Origin of the sequence: Achromobacter aegrifaciens, assembly GCF_902859965.1 — a bacterium.
GTDB classification, from domain to species: Bacteria; Pseudomonadota; Gammaproteobacteria; order Burkholderiales; family Burkholderiaceae_B; genus Achromobacter; species Achromobacter aegrifaciens.
Map to the genome: position 1 here is coordinate 199766 of NZ_CADIKO010000003.1, position 16850 is coordinate 216615.

General features: G+C 65.9%; 16 protein-coding genes. 11 read left to right on the top strand and 5 right to left on the bottom strand.

Annotation, left to right across the window (positions count from 1 at the left end; translation table 11 throughout):
• Window positions 1-6: 6 nt before the first annotated feature.
• Genes HV793_RS19915 through HV793_RS19925 form a run of 3 tightly spaced genes read right to left on the bottom strand, consistent with a single transcriptional unit; the run spans window position 7 to window position 4791 of the window.
• A complete protein-coding gene (locus HV793_RS19915; RefSeq protein ID WP_175159420.1) occupies window positions 7-984 on the bottom strand; it encodes a PDR/VanB family oxidoreductase in 978 nt (325 codons plus the stop codon).
• Window positions 985-1010: 26 nt separating this feature from the next.
• The gene (locus HV793_RS19920) at window positions 1011-2555 is read right to left on the bottom strand and encodes an indolepyruvate oxidoreductase subunit beta family protein (protein ID WP_175213830.1); all 1545 of its coding nucleotides are present in this window, start codon (window positions 2553-2555) and stop codon (window positions 1011-1013) included.
• Window positions 2556-2568: 13 nt separating this feature from the next.
• The gene (locus HV793_RS19925; RefSeq protein WP_175213831.1) at window positions 2569-4791 is read right to left on the bottom strand and encodes a ferredoxin family protein; all 2223 of its coding nucleotides are present in this window, start codon (window positions 4789-4791) and stop codon (window positions 2569-2571) included.
• Between HV793_RS19925 and HV793_RS19930 the strand changes: the two genes are divergently transcribed.
• The 7 genes from HV793_RS19930 to HV793_RS19960 all read left to right on the top strand — a co-directional run bounded on the left by HV793_RS19930 (window position 4772) and on the right by HV793_RS19960 (window position 11387).
• Window positions 4772-4960, top strand: a complete 189-nt coding sequence (locus HV793_RS19930) for a hypothetical protein (RefSeq protein WP_125472485.1) — start codon at window positions 4772-4774, stop codon at window positions 4958-4960. The two genes, HV793_RS19925 and HV793_RS19930, sit on opposite strands and share 20 nt — an antisense overlap.
• Before the next feature lie 201 nt (window positions 4961-5161).
• Window positions 5162-5659, top strand: a complete 498-nt coding sequence (locus HV793_RS19935; protein WP_054457381.1) for a MarR family winged helix-turn-helix transcriptional regulator — start codon at window positions 5162-5164, stop codon at window positions 5657-5659.
• Between the two features lie 188 nt (window positions 5660-5847).
• Complete coding sequence (locus HV793_RS19940; protein ID WP_054457379.1) at window positions 5848-7419, top strand: ABC transporter substrate-binding protein; 1572 nt, start codon at window positions 5848-5850, stop codon at window positions 7417-7419.
• Window positions 7420-7503: 84 nt separating this feature from the next.
• Window positions 7504-8493 (top strand): ABC transporter permease, encoded by a 990-nt coding sequence (locus tag HV793_RS19945; protein ID WP_175213832.1) that lies wholly within the window; start codon window positions 7504-7506, stop codon window positions 8491-8493.
• The gene (locus HV793_RS19950; protein ID WP_054457374.1) at window positions 8493-9407 is read left to right on the top strand and encodes an ABC transporter permease; all 915 of its coding nucleotides are present in this window, start codon (window positions 8493-8495) and stop codon (window positions 9405-9407) included. Before HV793_RS19945 ends, HV793_RS19950 begins: the two co-directional genes overlap by 1 nt.
• 7 nt (window positions 9408-9414) lie before the next feature.
• Window positions 9415-10395 (top strand): ABC transporter ATP-binding protein, encoded by a 981-nt coding sequence (locus HV793_RS19955; protein WP_054457372.1) that lies wholly within the window; start codon window positions 9415-9417, stop codon window positions 10393-10395.
• On the top strand, window positions 10392-11387 hold the full coding sequence (locus HV793_RS19960) for an ABC transporter ATP-binding protein (protein ID WP_054457369.1): 996 nt from the start codon (window positions 10392-10394) through the stop codon (window positions 11385-11387). Before HV793_RS19955 ends, HV793_RS19960 begins: the two co-directional genes overlap by 4 nt.
• Before the next feature lie 58 nt (window positions 11388-11445).
• Here the strand turns inward: HV793_RS19960 and HV793_RS19965 are convergent, their stop codons facing one another.
• Together HV793_RS19965 and HV793_RS19970 are read right to left on the bottom strand one after the other, a co-directional pair.
• A complete protein-coding gene (locus tag HV793_RS19965; protein ID WP_175213833.1) occupies window positions 11446-11979 on the bottom strand; it encodes a hypothetical protein in 534 nt (177 codons plus the stop codon).
• Between the two features lie 137 nt (window positions 11980-12116).
• On the bottom strand, window positions 12117-12914 hold the full coding sequence (locus HV793_RS19970; RefSeq protein ID WP_175159425.1) for an AraC family transcriptional regulator: 798 nt from the start codon (window positions 12912-12914) through the stop codon (window positions 12117-12119).
• A gap of 100 nt (window positions 12915-13014) precedes the next feature.
• On the opposite strand from HV793_RS19970, the gene HV793_RS19975 reads away from it, so the two are divergent.
• The 4 genes from HV793_RS19975 (at window position 13015) to HV793_RS19990 (ending at window position 16789) form a co-directional block, all read left to right on the top strand.
• Window positions 13015-13935: a DMT family transporter gene (locus HV793_RS19975; protein ID WP_119449699.1), complete on the top strand. Its 921-nt coding sequence runs from the start codon at window positions 13015-13017 to the stop codon at window positions 13933-13935.
• Window positions 13936-14041: 106 nt separating this feature from the next.
• The gene (ettA, locus tag HV793_RS19980) at window positions 14042-15715 is read left to right on the top strand and encodes an energy-dependent translational throttle protein EttA (protein WP_054457363.1); all 1674 of its coding nucleotides are present in this window, start codon (window positions 14042-14044) and stop codon (window positions 15713-15715) included.
• Between the two features lie 124 nt (window positions 15716-15839).
• Entirely contained in the window at window positions 15840-16373 is a 534-nt protein-coding gene (locus HV793_RS19985; RefSeq protein WP_119449698.1) for an isochorismatase family protein, read from the top strand.
• Between the two features lie 191 nt (window positions 16374-16564).
• Window positions 16565-16789: a YMGG-like glycine zipper-containing protein gene (locus tag HV793_RS19990; RefSeq protein ID WP_042796532.1), complete on the top strand. Its 225-nt coding sequence runs from the start codon at window positions 16565-16567 to the stop codon at window positions 16787-16789.
• Window positions 16790-16850: the final 61 nt, after the last annotated feature.

Genomic DNA, 16850 nt, shown 5'->3' on the forward strand with positions numbered 1-16850 from the left:
TCGGGGCTACAGGTCCAGCACCAGGCGCGCCGATTTCGCGCGCGAGATGCAGATCTGGATGATCTTGCCGCTGGCCTTCTCGGTGTCCGAGAGGTAGTAGTCGCGGTGGTCGGGTTCGCCTTCCAGCACGGTGGCCTGGCAGACGCCGCATTCGCCGCGCTTGCAGTCGTACATCGGGTCGCAGCCTTCCTCTTCCATCACGTCGATGATGGTCTTGTCAGCGGGGATGGTCAGCACCCGGCCCGACTGGCGCAGCTCGACCTCGAAGGGCTGGTCGCCGGCCTGCGGTGCAGCGGTGGCGAAAAGTTCGAAATGGATGTGGGCGTCGGGCCAGTGGCGTGCGTGCGCGCCCTGGATGACTGCGTCGATCAGGCCCTTGGGGCCGCAGACATACAGGTGCTGGCGCGGCGAGGATGCGTCCAGCAGCGCCTGCAGGTCGAAGCGGCAGGACGGATCGTCGTCCGCGTGCAGGCTCAGGTCGTCGCCGGCCAGGGCCTGCAGTTCGGGCAGGAAGGCCAGCTGGTCCTTGCTGCGGCCGCAGTAATGCAGATGGAAGGCGCGTCCCGCGGCCTTGAGCGCCGCGGCCATGGATGCCACCGGCGTGATGCCGATGCCGCCCGCGATCAGCACGACGGGTTCGTCGCCGGCAGGCGATTCGTGCAGCGGGAAATCATTCTTCGGGCCTTCGACATCGAGCGTGTCGCCCTCGGCCAGCGCATGCATGTGGCGCGAGCCGCCCTGGCTGGTTTCCTCCAGGCGCACGCCAAGCCGGTACTCCGCGGGCTGGGCGAACTTGCCGGCTTCCGGCGCCAACTGCACCAGCGAGTAGCAGCGCGGCTCGCGCAGGCCCGGCACCGTCACCTTCAGGTGCGCGCCCGGTCCGAAGGCGGGCAGGGGGCCGGCGTCCTCGCGCGTCAGCCGGAACGAACGGATCAGCGGCGATTCCTGCCGGACTTCCCGGACGATGAGTTTCAGTGTCTGCACGGCGTTTGTCCCTATCTTTGCTTGTCTCAGGCCGCCAGCTTTTCAGCCAGCTGGCGTTCCATGGGGCCGCATTTCTCGTTGGCCAGCGCGGTTTCTCGCAGCGAGCGCAGCGTTTCGGCGGCGTCGGGCCGGCCGGCCAGTTGCTCTGCCGCCGCGATCAGCTGGCGGTACTTGCCGCCGCCGCGCACGTGGGTGTCGCTATAGCCTTTGACCAGGCGGCGGCAATTGACGGTTTCGACGGCCAGCGCGTAGTCGCGCGGGACCAGCCGGGCGATCAGGTCCAGCCATTGCGCGAGGCCGGCGGCCTCGGCCTGATGGCGCAGCGTGCTGCGGCGGAAGCGTCGCATGCCGGCCAGCGTGTACAGCAACAGGAAACCGCCCAGCGTGCCGCTCTGCATGCGGCGGCCGTGGCCCAGGCGGCGTTCGACGAAGCCGCCGAACGACTTGGAGTTTTCGAGCCAGCGGCCCAGCCCGGCGGGCAAGGTGCCGCAGATCTCCTCCAGGCGCGGATGCATGAATTCGGTGGTGTAGACCAGCTGGTCCGGGCGCGCGCCCACTTCCTGGCGCACGCGGTCGAAACGCGTGGCGCGGGTCTTCAGGTCGGCGACGCGGATCACGTCGTCGTAGGCCATGGCCGTGGCCACGTAGCGCGCGGCGGCACAGGTCAGCGCCCATTGCCGGGCCTCGCCGCCATGGGCGGCGTCCAGGTCGCGGATGGCCTTCATGTGGCGCAGGTATTCGGTGGCGTAGGCCAGATCCTGGAATTCGATCTGGCGGCGCGTGCCCGCGGCCAGCATGGGCTGGGCACAGGCGGGAAAGTCGCGTTTGATCATATCCAGCAGGGCTTGGGCCTTGGCGCTGGCGGCGCGTTCCGGCACGGCGGGCACCGGCCGGGCCAGGTCGATGGGTGCGGGTTGCGCGGGCGCCTGGTCGGCGGATTCGTAGCCCAGCGCGAAGGCGCGCAGGCTGGCTTCCACGCCCAGGCCGGCGCGCCGCACCGTGGCTTCGAAATCGTCGCGCGAGAACGGCAGGGCGCCGCTGCCGGCTACCGCGCCGAACAGGCTGGCGCTGATGACGCTGCCGGCGCGGTCGGCCAGGTCTTGCAGGTCGAAGCAGAGGAAGCGCTTGGCCGCGGCGCGGCCCGCTTCCAGCACCTTGTTGGGATCGGCGATGCCGTTGCCGGGCGCGGATTTTTCGCTGACCGCATAGCTGCGGTGCGACGAAGTGAGCAGCACCGTGCGTTCCGGCGTGACCAGTCCGCGCTGGATGGCGCGCCCGCCTTCCATCAATTCGGCGGCGACCACCAGGTCCACGTCGCCCGGGGTGGGCATCAGCGCCAGCGCGGGCTGGCGGCCGGCGCGTTGCACTTCGGCTTCGGGCAGCAGTTCCAGGTAATAGATGGTGGCGCCGGTGCGCTGGGCCACGCCTGGCACCGAGGTGGTCTGGGCCCACCAGCCGGCGTGCTCGGCCATGTCGACGATCCAGTCGGCCAGCACGCCGCCGCCTTGGCCGCCCATGGCCAGGATGGCGATCTTGATCGGATTGGCTTGTTGCATAGCGGCCGGGTTCATGGAACGGGAATCCTCAGAGGGCGTGGTGGGCCAGGCGCGCGGCGCGGCGGCGTTGCAGGAAGCCGATGACGGCGGTGCGCATGCGCGCCATGAAGCGGTCGCGGCCGGTCGGGTTGTGGACGATATCGGCGCGGTAGAAGGACGGGCAGAGCACCGCGGCATGGGCGACTTCGCCGCAGTTGCCGCAGCCTACGCAACTGCTTTCCACGTGCGCCACCGGATCTTCCTTCAAGGGGTCGCCGCTGTCCTTGACCGTCAGCGACGGGCAGCCCGACAGGCGGATGCAGGCATGGTCGCCGGTGCAGACGTCAGGGTCCACGCCGAAGCGTTCCTTGACCACGCGCTTGCCTTCCTTGACTGCCTTGTTGAACAGCGGCTTGATGCGGCGCTGCTTGTTCAGCATGCATTCCGATTGCGCGATGATGACCTTGGGGCCTTTGACGTCGGTGGTCAGCGCCTCTTCGATGGTGGCGCGCACCTTGGCCACGTCATAGGTGCGGTCCAGCGTGCGCACCCACTTCACGCCCACGCCGCGCACGGCCTGGTCGATGGGATTGTTGGTGGAGCGGTCCGGGTTTTCGGCGCGCGAGGACAGGATGTCCTGTCCGCCGGTGGCCGAGGCGTAGAAGTTGTCGACGATGACGATGACGCCGTCGTACTTGTTGAAGACCGCGTTGCCGATGCCCGAGGACAGGCCGTTGTGCCAGAAGCCGCCGTCGCCCATGATGGAGATGGGGCGCTTGGCGGCCGGCACGTTGAAGGCCGCCGCGCTGGAGGCGCCCAGGCCGTAGCCCATGGTGGTGGCGCCCAGGTTGAACGGCGGCAGGATCGAGAACAGGTGGCAGCCGATGTCGCAGGAAATATGGTGCTTGCCCAGCGTTTCCTGCGCCAGGGTCAGGGCCGAGAAGATAGGCCTTTCCGGACAGCCCGTACAGAAGCCGGCGGGCCGCGGCGGCACGACCGCCGCCAGGCCTTCGACGTGCTTGTGGAAGGTGATGGGCTGCTCGGCCGGACGCGCCGGCTTGGGCCGCGCCACCTCGGTGATCTGGAGCTGGCGTTCCGCGGCCTGGGCATCGGCCAGGGCGGCGGGATGCGTCTGCAGCGATTCCGGGCGTTGCCGCTTGAGGAATTCGCGCAGGCCGTCGCGCATGACCTGGGTGGTGTATTCGCCCGCCATCGGCAGCACGTCCTTGCCGGACAGCTTGGTGTCGATGCCGGCGCGGCGCAGCACGGCGTGCAGGTTCTGTTCGATGTAGTCCGGCTGGCCTTCTTCCAGCAGCAGCACGGCGCGCTTGCCGCGGCAGAAATCGATGACCTCGTCCTCGATGACGGGGTAGGTCACGTTCATGACGTACAGCGGGATGCGGCTGTTGCCGAAGTTGTCGGCCAGGCCCAGCAGCTGCAAGGCGCGGATCACGCCGTTGTAGAGGCCGCCTTGCAGGATCAGTCCGATATCGTCCTGGTCGCCGTCAAAGTGTTCGTTGAGCTTGTGTTCCTTGATGTAGCGGATGGCGGCGGGCCAGCGCTCCTTGATCTTTTCCTGTTCGTGCAGGAAGGAGGCTGGCGGCAGCACGATGCGGCTGGTGTCGCGCGCCGGGCTTTCCAGCGCCTGCGCCAGCGAGAAGGCGGGGCGCTTGTTTTCCTTGGCGATGAAGCGGCCGTGCACGTGGCAGCCGCGGATGCGCAGTTGCAGCATCACGGGCGTCTTGCTGGCCTCGGACAGCTCGAAGCCGTCTTCCACCGCCTTGACCATGCTTTCCAGGTTGGGACGCGGATCCAGCAGCCAGATCTGCGACTTCATGGCGAACGCGTGCGAGCGTTCCTGCATGATGGACGAGCCTTCGCCGTAGTCTTCGCCCACGATGACCAGCGAACCGCCGGTGACGCCGCCGGAAGCCAGGTTGGCCAGCGCGTCGGATGCGACGTTGGTGCCCACGGTGGACTTCCAGGTGACGGCGCCGCGGATGGGGTACATGACCGAGGCGGCCAGCGTGGCCGCCGCGGTGGCCTCGGAGGCGCTGGCCTCGAAATGCACACCCAGTTCCTGGAGGATGTCGTTGGCGTCGGCCAGCACGTCCATCAAATGCGAGATCGGCGAACCCTGGTAGCCCGCGACGTAGCCCACGCCGGACTGCAGCAAGGCCTTGGTGACCGCAAGAATGCCTTCTCCGCGGAACTCTTCGCCCGCGCCGATGCGCAACTGCTGGACTTCTTTTTTGAAAGACCTTTCAGCCATTCTGGCACTCCTTCGCGGCCCGGCCTGCGGGTCTCAATGGTTGCTGCTGCGCAGCATCGTCACGTCAGGAAATTCTCGTCTTAAAAATACTTTAGGAGTCAACGTTTTAGCTGTCAACAAAAAAGATGAAATTTCATGGAAAACAAAAAATATCACGCTAAAACAATGACGTATATACTCGTTGTTCTCTAGGCCGCAGTGCTGTTCCGGCGCTGCGATGGTGCAAAAACGGGTTGCGATTCCGGGTATACCCTGTGCTGCGCAACAGCATTGCGGCACATCATGGCGCGCGCATGCGCCGGCGTGGTGCAATGCGCATTTCGTCGGGCCGGCGTCGGCCCTGGTTTCCGGTGCGTGGGAGCAAAGCAACATGCGGTTGGACAAGCAGCGGGACACGGACGCGGCGGCGCACAAAGGCCGCTTCGTCGATGGCTATCTGGCCTATCTGCTGGCGCAGGCCAGCCAGCGCATTTCGGCGGAATTCCATCTGCAGGTGAAGGCGGCCGGCCTGTCGGTGACCGAGTGGCGGGTACTGGCCAGCTTGGAGGGCAGTCCCGGTGAAACCATAGGCACGCTGGCGGTGCTGGCGATCACCAAGCAGCCCACCTTGAGCAAGGTGGTGCAGCGCATGGAGGCCGAAGGGCTGGTGGCGCGCACGGGCGTGCGGGCGGACCGGCGGCAGACGCGCGTCTGCATCACCACCAAGGGCACGAATCTGATCGCCGCGCTGTGCGAGCAGGCCTTGCAGCACCAGAAGGCCGTGCTGGCCCCGTTCGGCGAGGAAAAGGCCGCGATGCTGATCGACATGCTGGAGGTGCTGATGACCGAGCACGTGCCGCTGGAATTGTCGGCGCCGGACGAGGAATAGGCGGGGGCGGGGGCGGGCCGCATGCCCAACACTGTTTACTTCGATTATTTTGTTACAAGCTTATGTGTCCCCAATTGGTTCTCCCTCTGTGAAAACCGTCTACGGTACGCATAAACCCTCAATTGACGGAGGTCCTGCGGCTAGGCAATATCGCGCCGGTATTCAGACTACAGTCAGGAGTTGAACCTATGCGCCGCACTTTGATTGCTATCGCGATCGCCGCCGCCGTTGCCGTGCCCACGATCGGGCAGGCCAAGACCTTCCGCTGGGCCGCCCAGGGCGACATCCTCACCTTCGATCCGCACTCGCAGAACGAAGGCATGACGATCGCCGCCAACAGCTACGTCTACGAACCGCTGGTGGACTACGACAAGTCCTTCAAGGTCAACCCGCGCCTGGCGACGGAGTGGGAGCAGGTTTCACCCACGCTGTACCGCTTCAAGCTGCGCCCCGGCGTGAAGTTCCATGACGGCGCCGCCTTCACCGCCGACGACGTGGTGTTCTCGATCCACCGCGCCATGGCGCCCACCTCGAACTACAAGGCCTACACCACCGGCATCAAGGAAGCCCGCAAGATCGACGACCTGACGGTCGAGATCGAGACCTCGGCGCCTAACCCGGTGCTGCTGCGCCAGCTGACCAACGTGTTCATCATGAACAAGGCCTGGTCGGAAAAGAACAACGTCGCCAAGCCGCAGGACTTCGTCAACAAGGAAGAGACCTACGCCGCGCGCAACACCAACGGCACCGGCCCCTACAAGCTGAAGTCGCGCGAAGTGGACGTGCGCACGGTGTTCGAGGAAAACAAGGACTGGTGGAACAAGGGCGGCAAGGTCGGCAACGTGACCGAAGTCGTGTTCACGCCGATCAAGCAGAACGCCACGCGTACCGCGGCGCTGCTGTCGGGTGAAATCGACTTCGTGCTGGATCCGGCGGCCCAGGACCTGGATCGCCTGCGCCAGTCGGCCAAGGTCGTGGAAGGCAACGAATACCGCACCATCTACCTGGGCCTGGACCAGAAGCGTCCGGAACTCCAGTATTCCAACATCAAGGGCAAGAACCCGTTCCAGGACATCCGCGTGCGCGAGGCGCTGTATCGCGCGATCGACGTGGACGCCATCAAGCGCGCCGTGATGCGCGGCCTGTCCGCGCCCACCGGCACGATGATCGCGCCGCAGGTGCACGGCTGGGCCCAGCAGCTGCAGGCGCGCGTGCCCTATGATCCGGAAAAGTCCCGCGCCCTGCTGAAGGAAGCCGGCTACGACGGCACGCTTAACTTCACGCTGGATTGCCCGAACAACCGCTACATCAACGACGAAGCCATCTGTCAGGCGGTGGTCGGCATGTGGGCCAAGGTCGGCGTCAAGGCCACCATGAACGCCATGCCGCGCTCCACCTATTTCCCCAAGGTGCAGTCGTTCGACACCAGCGCCTACCTGTTCGGCTGGGGCGTGCCCACGTTCGACGCCATGTACACGCTGCAGAACCTGATTCGCACCAAGGGCGAGGGCGCGGACGGCATGTACAACCTGGGCAACTACAGCAACAAGGAACTGGACGTCATCATCGACCGGATCAAGACGGAAACCGATCCGGCCAAGCGTGACGCCGACATCATCACCGTGCTGCAAGGGCACGCCAAGGACTTCGGCCACATCCCGCTGCACGACCAGGTCATTCCCTGGGCCATGCGCAAGAACGTCACGGTCATCCACCGTGCCGACAATCGCCTCGTTGCCGATTGGGTCAAGGTTGACTGATCCAGGCTAATCAAACGGCGGGGCCCGTCAGCCTGTTCATGATGAACAGGCTGACGGGCTTTCGCTGTTTCGCCTTTTCCGCCTATGTTTGCTTTCATACTGCGTCGCCTGTTGCAGGCCGTAGCGGTGATGCTCACCGTCGCGCTACTGGCCTTTGTGCTTTTTCAATATGTCGGCGACCCTGTCACCATCATGCTGGGACAGGACGCCACCGATGCCGAACGCATCGAACTGCGTGAGCGCCTGGGGCTGAACGAGCCCGCCATCGTCCAATTCGGCCATTTCGTGGCCAACGCCGTGCAGGGCAATTTCGGCATCTCCCTGCGCCAGAGCGAACCCGTATCTTCCTTGCTGAAATCCCGCCTGCCGGCCACGCTGGAGCTGTCCATGGTGGCGGCCTTGCTGGCGCTGCTGGTGGGCGTGCCGCTGGGCGTGTATACCGCGCTCAAGCGCAACAGTTTGCTGTCCCAGCTGCTGCTGGCCGGGTCGCTGCTGGGCGTGTCGCTGCCCACCTTCCTGATCGGCATCCTGCTGATCCTGGTGTTTTCCGTGCAACTGGGCTGGCTGCCCAGCTACGGGCGGGGCGACACCGTCAGTGTGGGCTGGTGGTCATCGGGGTTGTTCACCGTCACGGGCTGGAAGCATCTCATCCTGCCGTCCATCACCTTGTCGCTGTTCCAGATGACCCTGGTGCTGCGCCTGGTGCGTTCGGAAATGCTGGAGGTGCTGCGTTCGGACTACATCAAGTTTGCCCGCGCCCGCGGCCTGAAGCGTCGCGCCATCCACTTCGGCCACGCGCTGAAGAACACCATGGTGCCGGTCATCACCATCACCGGCCTGCAACTGGGCGGCATCATCGCCTTCGCCATCGTCACGGAAACCGTGTTCCAGTGGCCGGGCATGGGCCTGTTGTTCATCCAGGCGGTGCAATTCGCCGACGTGCCCGTCATGGCGGCCTACCTGTGCCTGATTGCGCTGGTGTTCGTGGTGATCAACCTGATCGTCGATCTTTTGTATTTTGTCGTGGACCCGCGCCTGCGTTCCGGGCTGACCCGCGGCGGGGGGGCTCACTGATGCGCGCCGTACTCAAACGCTGGTGGGACAGCGACATTGCCTGGGCCTGGCGCCGGGCGCCCGTGGCGATCATCGCCACCGTGATGCTGGCGCTCCTGCTGATCGGCTCCTTCGGGGCCGGTTGGGTGGCGCCGCACAACCCGTTCGACCTGACCAAGGTGGAACTGCTGGACGCCTTGCTGCCGCCCGCCTGGGAGGCCAATGGCCTGCCGACCTACCTGCTGGGCACCGACAGCCAGGGCCGCGACCTGTACTCGGCCATCCTGTACGGCACCCGCGTGTCGCTCTTGATCGGCCTGGCCTCGGTGCTGCTGTCGATGCTGATCGGCATCGTGCTGGGGCTGATCTCGGGCTACGCGGGCGGGCGCATCGATGCGTTCATCATGCGCATCGCCGACGTGCAGCTGTCGTTCCCCGCCATCCTGATCGCGCTGCTGATCGACGGTGTGGCGCGGGCGGCGGTGCCGCGCGAGCTGCATGAGCTGATCGCGTTCCCGGTGCTGATCGGCGCGATCGCGCTGGCGGGCTGGCCGCAGTATGCGCGCACGGTGCGCGGCTCCACCCTGGTGGAGAAGAACCGCGAATACGTGCAGGCGGCGCGCGTGATCGGCGTGGCCTCGCCGGTCATCATGTTCCGCCACGTGCTGCCCAATGTGCTGGGTCCGGTGCTGGTGCTGGCCACGGTGCACCTGGCCACGGCCATCATCACGGAGGCCACGCTGTCGTTCCTGGGCGTAGGCGTACCGCCGACCGCGCCGTCGCTCGGCACGCTGATCCGCATCGGCAACGACTTCCTGTTTTCAGGGGAGTGGTGGATCACCATCTTCCCGGGTGCGGCGCTGGTGCTGCTGGTGCTGTCGGTCAACTTGCTTGGCGACTGGCTGCGCGATGCGCTCAACCCGCGTCTGAATTGAGGTTTACATGAGCGCATTACTAGAAGTCCGCAACCTGCGCGTGGAATTCCCCACGCGCCGCGGCACGCTGCGCGCGCTGGACGACGTGTCCTTTTCCATCCAGGCTGGCGAAGTCCTGGGCGTAGTGGGCGAATCCGGCGCAGGCAAGTCCCTGACCGGCGCATCCATCATTGGCCTCTTGGAACCGCCGGGACGTATCGCCGCGGGCGAGATCCTGCTGGCGGGCCGCCGCATCGACAATCTGCCCGACGAGCAGATGCGCCGCGTGCGCGGCCGCGAGATCGGGGCCGTGTTCCAGGACCCGCTGACCTCGTTGAACCCGCTGTACACGGTGGGCCGGCAATTGGCGGAAACCATCGTGACGCACCTGGACCTGAGCTGGTCCCAGGCGCGCGAACGGGCGGTGGAGCTGCTGGCATCGACCGGCATTCCGGCCGCGCGCGAGCGCATCGACCACTATCCTCACCAGTTCTCCGGCGGCATGCGCCAGCGCGTGGTGATTGCGCTGGCCCTGGCGGCCGAACCCAAGCTGGTGGTGGCGGACGAGCCCACGACCGCGCTGGACGTGTCGATCCAGGCGCAGATCATCGAACTGCTCAAGCGCCTGTGCCGCGAAAACGGCACGGCGGTGATGCTGATCACGCACGACATGGGTGTGATCGCCGAAACCGCCGACCGCGTTGCGGTGATGTACGCGGGCCGCGTGGCCGAGATCGGCCCGGTGGCCGACGTGATCCACAAGCCCCGCCATCCCTACACGAAGGGACTGATGGGATCGATTCCATCGCTGGAAGGACACTCCGAACGGCTGGTGCAGATCGACGGCAGCATGCCGCGCCTGAACGCCATTCCGCCGGGCTGCGCCTTCAATCCGCGCTGCGGCCAGCGCCTGCCGCGTTGCGGCGTCGAGCGTCCGGAGCTGATGGCGGCCGGGACGTCCCGCGCGGCCTGTTGGCTGCACGACAACAACGATAAGGTGGCCGCATGACGACGCCCTTGGTGGAAGTAAAGGACGCCGCGCGCTGGTTCGATGTGTCACCGCCGTGGCTGGAACGCAAGCTCGCGGGCAAGCCGCGCGTGATGCTGCGCGCCGTGGACGGGGTGTCGTTCGAGATCGCGCGCGGCGAAACGCTGGCGCTGGTGGGCGAATCGGGCTGCGGCAAATCGACCGTGGCGCGCATGCTGGTGGGGTTGTATGGCCTGACCCGCGGCGACATCCGTTTCGACGGCCAGCCGTTGTCGCGCATGTCCGAGCCAGGCGGCCGAGCCTTGCGCAAGCGCCTGCAGATGATCTTCCAGGATCCCTATGCCAGCCTGAATCCGCGCTGGCGCGTGGGCCGCATCATCGCCGAACCCATGCTGACCCACACCACGATGACGCCTGACGAGCGCAGCGCGCGCGTGGGCGAACTGCTCAAGCAGGTGGGCCTGGACCCGGCCGACCAGGGCCGCTATCCACACCAGTTTTCCGGCGGCCAGCGCCAGCGCATTTCGATCGCGCGGGCGTTGGCGGTGAATCCGGAATTCCTGGTGTGCGACGAGCCGACCTCGGCGCTGGATGTGTCGGTGCAGGCGCAGGTGCTGAACCTGATGAAGGATCTGCAGCGCAACCTGGGGCTGACCTATCTGTTCATTTCCCACAACCTGGCGGTGGTGCACCATGTGGCCGACCGGGTGGGGGTGATGTACCTGGGCCGCATGGTGGAGGTGGCGCCGCGCGACGAGCTGTTCGCGCGGCCGCGCCATCCGTACACGCGCATGCTGCTGGAGGCCATTCCCGACATCAACGGCGCGGGCAAGCCGCGCACCGCGGTGGCGGGCGAGGTGCCCAATCCGCTGAATCCGCCGTCGGGCTGCACCTTTCATCCGCGCTGTCCGCATGCGAACGAGCGTTGTAAGTCAGAGGCGCCAGTGGCAATGGCCGCGGGAGTGTCGGTGGTGGCCTGCCACGCGGTGCAGGAAGGGCGGATCTCGGTCTGATCCGCGGACGGCGCGGTTGCGCGGCCATGCCGGCCGCAACCCGCCGCCCGGCCGCGCTTCAGTGGCGGTGGCTGTGGTCGTGAGGATGATCGTGGCCGTGGCCATCCGCATCATCCTCATCGTCCTCATCCGCTTCGTCCTCGTCGTCCTCCGCGTCCGGGTCCTCCGGCACGGGTTCTTCCGTCAGGGCAAACGGCAGCACGTCTTCCAGATTGTCGGACCATGCGGACTCTTCGCCGTCGTGGTCCAGCTTGATGAAGCGCTCGCCTTCGTTCAGCGAGATCTCGATGGCCCAGAGGTAGAGACAGTCGTAGGTGTCGTCGTCGGACTGGGGCAGGCCGCCGCGATTGCCCAGCAGGCGGGCGCCGGCGCCGCCCAGCTGCACGTGGGTCTGGTCTTCGTCGGGCTTGGCGTTTTCGTCCATGGGCACGCCATAGGTCACCCATTCGGTGCCATCATCGCCCAGCACCACTTCGGCCAGCACGGGCTTGCCCAGATAGGCGCTCAAGGCGTCGGCGGTCTTGGCCAGCATGTCCAGCTCGGCGGTGCTGAAATGGGTCAAGGAGGCGGGGGGAGTGGCGGAGGCAGACATGAAGGGGTTCCTGGGCGCGATGAAGCCGCGACGGCACGGCAAGATTCGGGCCCGCTGGCAGGCCCTGGCTACAGCCGTATTGTCTCGCGATCGGCCGCGCCTTGCATCAGGCGCTTGGATGACGCGGTTTTCCGGGGTCAGGGCGCGGGTGCGCCGCCCTGGCTGCGCCTGCGCGCGTTGTCGGGCGATTGACCTGTAAGCCGCTGGAACATGGCGATGAAGGCCGACGGCGTGCTGTAACCAAGCTCGCGCGCCACAGATTGGACCGGCCGGCCCGCGTCCAGCATGCCCAGGGCGCTGACCACGCGCAGCCGCAGGCGCCATTCATTGAACGACATGCCCAGGCGCTGCTGGCAGTGGCGCAGCAGCGTGCGCTCGGTGATGCCGGCCGTGGCGGCCCAGTGCGCGGCGCCGCGCTTATCGCCTGGACTGTGCTGCAGCGCCGACAGGATGGGTGCCAGCAACGGGTCGGAGGTGGAGGGCAGGTAGCTGGCGTAAGCCCGAGCCTGGCGGACCTGGTCGATGACGATCTGCGCCATGCGCCGGTCTTCCGGCGTATCCGGATAGCTGATGCCGCGCTGCTCGAAGTCGCCCAGGATCGCGCGCATGACCGGGCTGATCTCGAGCGTGCACGGTTCCGTGGGCAGGCCGGCGCAGGCCGCGGCGGGGATGTCGATGCAGGCGTAGTGCACTTCGCCTTCGTTCTGGCAGCAATGCTCGACATGCGGCGGTATCCAGATGGCGTACTGCGGCGGCGACAGGTAGGTGACGCCGCGTATGCCGATTTCCATGATGCCGGAGATGGCGAAGTTCAGTTCCGCCCAGGGCGAGCTGTGGCGCTTCATGCCGGAACGCGGCGTGAAATGCAGGATGCGGCAAGCCAGCGGGTAGGGCAGGTGGCTGGCCAGCGCGGGCGCGGAATCGATGGCGGACATGTCGGAACTTCGTCTGGTTTTGTCTGTTTTTCATTATATACATCAGGTCGGACAGATCCTACACTGGCCCTGTCTCCTTTACGCCTGTGCATTGCCCCTCATGACCCGCGCTTCCTCTCCGCATGTTCCCGCCCGTTATCTGCTTTATCCGTTGCTGGCAGCCTTGATCTGGTCGGTCAACATGATCGTCACCAAGATGGCGGCCAGCGCCATCGCGCCGGCCGCCATCGGCTTCTACCGCTGGGCCCTGGCCGGTGTGGTGCTGACGCCGTTCGTGCTGCCGGGCGTCTGGGCGCAGCGCCGCCAGATCCTGCCCCACCTGCCCAAACTGGCGGTGCTGGGCGGCTTGGGCATGGCCCTGTACCAGGGCCTGGCCTATGTGGCGGCCGCCAGCACCACGGCGACCAATATGGGCATCATCACGGCGATGATTCCGCTGATGACCATCGCCGTGGTGGCGCTGCTGCTGCGCGAACTGCCCTCGGTCATGGCCATGCTGGGCGGGCTGCTGTCGCTGGCGGGCCTGGCGCTGCTGATCGGCGAGGGCGATCCCGCCCGCCTGCTTGAAGTGGGCGCCAACCGCGGCGATCTGCTGATGGGCGTGGGCGCGCTGGCCTATGCGCTGTACGGCGTGCTGCTGCGCCGCTGGGCATTGCCGGTGGGGCCGTGGCAGTCGCTGTATGTGCAGGTCGCTTTCGGCGTGCTGTTCCAGCTGCCCGCTTTCCTGATGGCGCCGCCTTCACCGCTCAACGGCGACAACCTGCCCCTGGTGCTGTATGCGGCGGTATTCCCGTCGTTGTTCGCGCCCTTCCTGTGGATGCAGGGCGTCAAGCACCTGGGCCCCAACCGCGCCAGCATTTTCCTCAACCTCATGCCGGTGGCCACGGTGGCGATCGCGGCCGTGTTCCTGGACGAAAAGCCCCATCTGTTCCACATCGTCGGCGGGGCGATGGCGCTGGCTGGCGTGATGCTGGCGCAAATGCGCGCCGGCGGCCGGGCGACGCGGCCCAAGGCCGCCTGAAGGGCCGGGTACGCCGCAAGGGCCGGCCATTTGGCGGCGGACATACGCGGGTCAGGGTTCCGGCCTACAATCGACGGTTCATCAGCTATATCTCCTATACGAGCCCATGGCCCAATACGTCTACACCATGAACCGCGTCGGCAAGATCGTGCCGCCCAAGCGGCAGATCCTGCGCGACATTTCGCTTTCGTTTTTTCCTGGCGCCAAGATCGGCGTGCTGGGCCTGAACGGCTCGGGCAAGTCGACGCTGCTGAAGATCATGGCCGGCGTCGATAAGGAAATCGAAGGCGAAGCCATCCCCATGCCGGGCCTGAACATCGGCTACCTGCCGCAGGAACCGCAACTCAACCCCGAGCACACGGTGCGCCAGTCGGTGGAAGAGGGCCTGGGCGCCGTCGTCTCGGCCAAGAAGCGCCTGGACGAGGTCTATGCCGCCTACGCCGAGCCGGATGCGGATTTCGACGCGCTGGCCGCCGAGCAGGCCGAGCTTGAGGCCATCATCGCCGCCGCCGCCTCCAGCGGCGCCGACGACATCGAACACCAGATGGAAATCGCTGCCGACGCGCTGCGCCTGCCGCCCTGGGACGCCATCGTCGGCAAGCTGTCCGGCGGTGAAAAGCGCCGGGTGGCGCTGTGCCGCCTGTTGCTGTCCAAACCCGACATGCTGCTGCTGGACGAACCCACCAACCACCTGGACGCCGAAAGCGTGGAGTGGCTGGAGCAGTTCCTGCACAAGTTCCCCGGCACCGTGGTGGGCGTGACCCACGATCGCTACTTCCTGGACAACGCGGCCGAATGGATCCTGGAACTGGACCGCGGTTATGGCATTCCCTGGAAGGGCAACTACAGCTCGTGGCTGGAGCAGAAGGAAGATCGCCTGAAGCAGGAAGAGGCGTCGGAGTCCGCCCGCCAGAAGACCATCAAGAAGGAACTGGAGTGGGTGCGCCAGAACCCGAAGGGCCGCCAGGCCAAGGCCAAGGCGCGTCTGGCCCGCTTCGAGGAACTGTCGTCCTACGAATACCAGAAGCGCAATGAAACCCAGGAAATCTTCATTCCCGTGGGCGAGCGCCTGGGCAACGAGGTCATCGAATTCAACAACGTCAGCAAGGCCTATGGCGACCGCCTGCTGATCGACAACCTCAGCTTCAAGGTGCCGCCCGGCGCCATCGTCGGCATCATCGGCGCCAACGGCGCCGGTAAGTCCACGCTGTTCCGCATGATCGCGGGCCGCGAGCAGCCGGATTCGGGCGAGGTCAACATCGGCCAGACCGTCAAGCTGGCCTATGTCGACCAGTCGCGCGATGCGCTGGAAGACAAGAAGACCGTGTTCGACGCGGTGGCCGACGGCGCCGACCTGCTCACGGTGGGCAAGTTCGAAATGTCGTCGCGCGCCTATCTGGGCCGCTTCAACTTCAAGGGCGGCGACCAGAACAAGGTCGTGGGCCAGCTGTCCGGCGGTGAACGCGGCCGCCTGCACATGGCCAAGACGCTGATCGCCGGCGGCAACGTGCTGCTGCTGGACGAACCGTCCAACGACCTCGACGTCGAAACGCTGCGCGCGCTGGAAGATGCATTGCTGGAGTTCCCCGGCAGCGTCATGGTCATCAGCCACGATCGCTGGTTCCTGGACCGGATCGCCACGCACATCCTGGCCTTCGAAGGCGACTCGCAAGTCGTGTTCTTCGATGGCAACTACCAGGAATATGAAGCCGACAAGAAGCGCCGCCTGGGCGAAGAGGGCGCCAAGCCCAAGCGCCTGCGCTACAAGGCCCTGAAGTAATCGGCGCCTGAAAACGATCCCGGCCTCGCGCCGGGATTTTTTTTGCCGGAGGTATGCTAAGGGCTGTTCAAGGCTTCGTTCTGCGTGAGCCTGCCTTGAGGACATCTTCCAGGAGCACCGCGCAATGTTGTTGTCCGCTACCGATTCCACCCTGCTGATCGTCGACATGCAGGGGCGCCTGATGCCCGTCATCCATGACAACGAGGCGGTGCTTCACGCCGCGCACAAGCTCGCGCAGGCTGCGCGACTGCTGGACGTGCCGGTGGTGGCTACCGAGCACCACGCCAAGATGCTGGGGACCACCGTGGAGCCGCTGCGCGAGCAAGTCCAGAGCGCCTTCCAGAAAATGCACTTCTCTTCGGCGCTGGAGCCGGGCTTTGAGGCCTGGTTGCCGGCCGCGCGCAAGACCATCCTGGTGGCGGGCTGCGAGGCGCACATCTGCGTGCTGCAAACCGTGATCGGCTTGATTGACCTGGGCTACCACGCGGTGCTGGTGGCGGATGCGGCGGGCTCGCGCAAGCCGGCCGATCATCACGCGGCGTTGCGCCGCGCGCGTGCGCATGGCGCTGAAATCGTCACGTCCGAGATGGCGATATTCGAGTGGATGCGCACTTGTGAACACCCGCGCTTCCGCGAGGTGTTACGTCTGGTCAAATAGCGGCCGCGCGCTGCAACAATGTCCCTGGGGCGCGCAAAGATTAACTCGCCCTTTGACACAATTCATGGGCAAACTTCACAGCCAGGGCAAGAATATTTTGCGATCCTGAAGGTTCCAGGCCCTTATGGGCGCCGCGCGCTCGCATCCAGTTTCATGCGCGGCTCCCGGGTACGAGAATAGGAACCACAAATATGAAAATCGCATCTCTCTCCAAAATCTGTGTCGCGCTGGCGATGACCGCCGCCATGGCTGGGTGCTCTTCGTGGGACGGCATGAGCCATCGCCAGAAGAGCGCCGTCGGCGGCGCTGCGCTGGGCGGCGTGGCAGGCGCTGTGATCACCAACGGCGGCATCCTCGGAACGGTGGGCGGAGCGGCGATCGGCGGCGTCATCGGCGATCAGGTCGGCAAGCGCTAAGCGTCCGTCGCCCCAAAGCAAATGCCCGGCATCGCCGGGCATTTTTTTGATTGTGATGCGC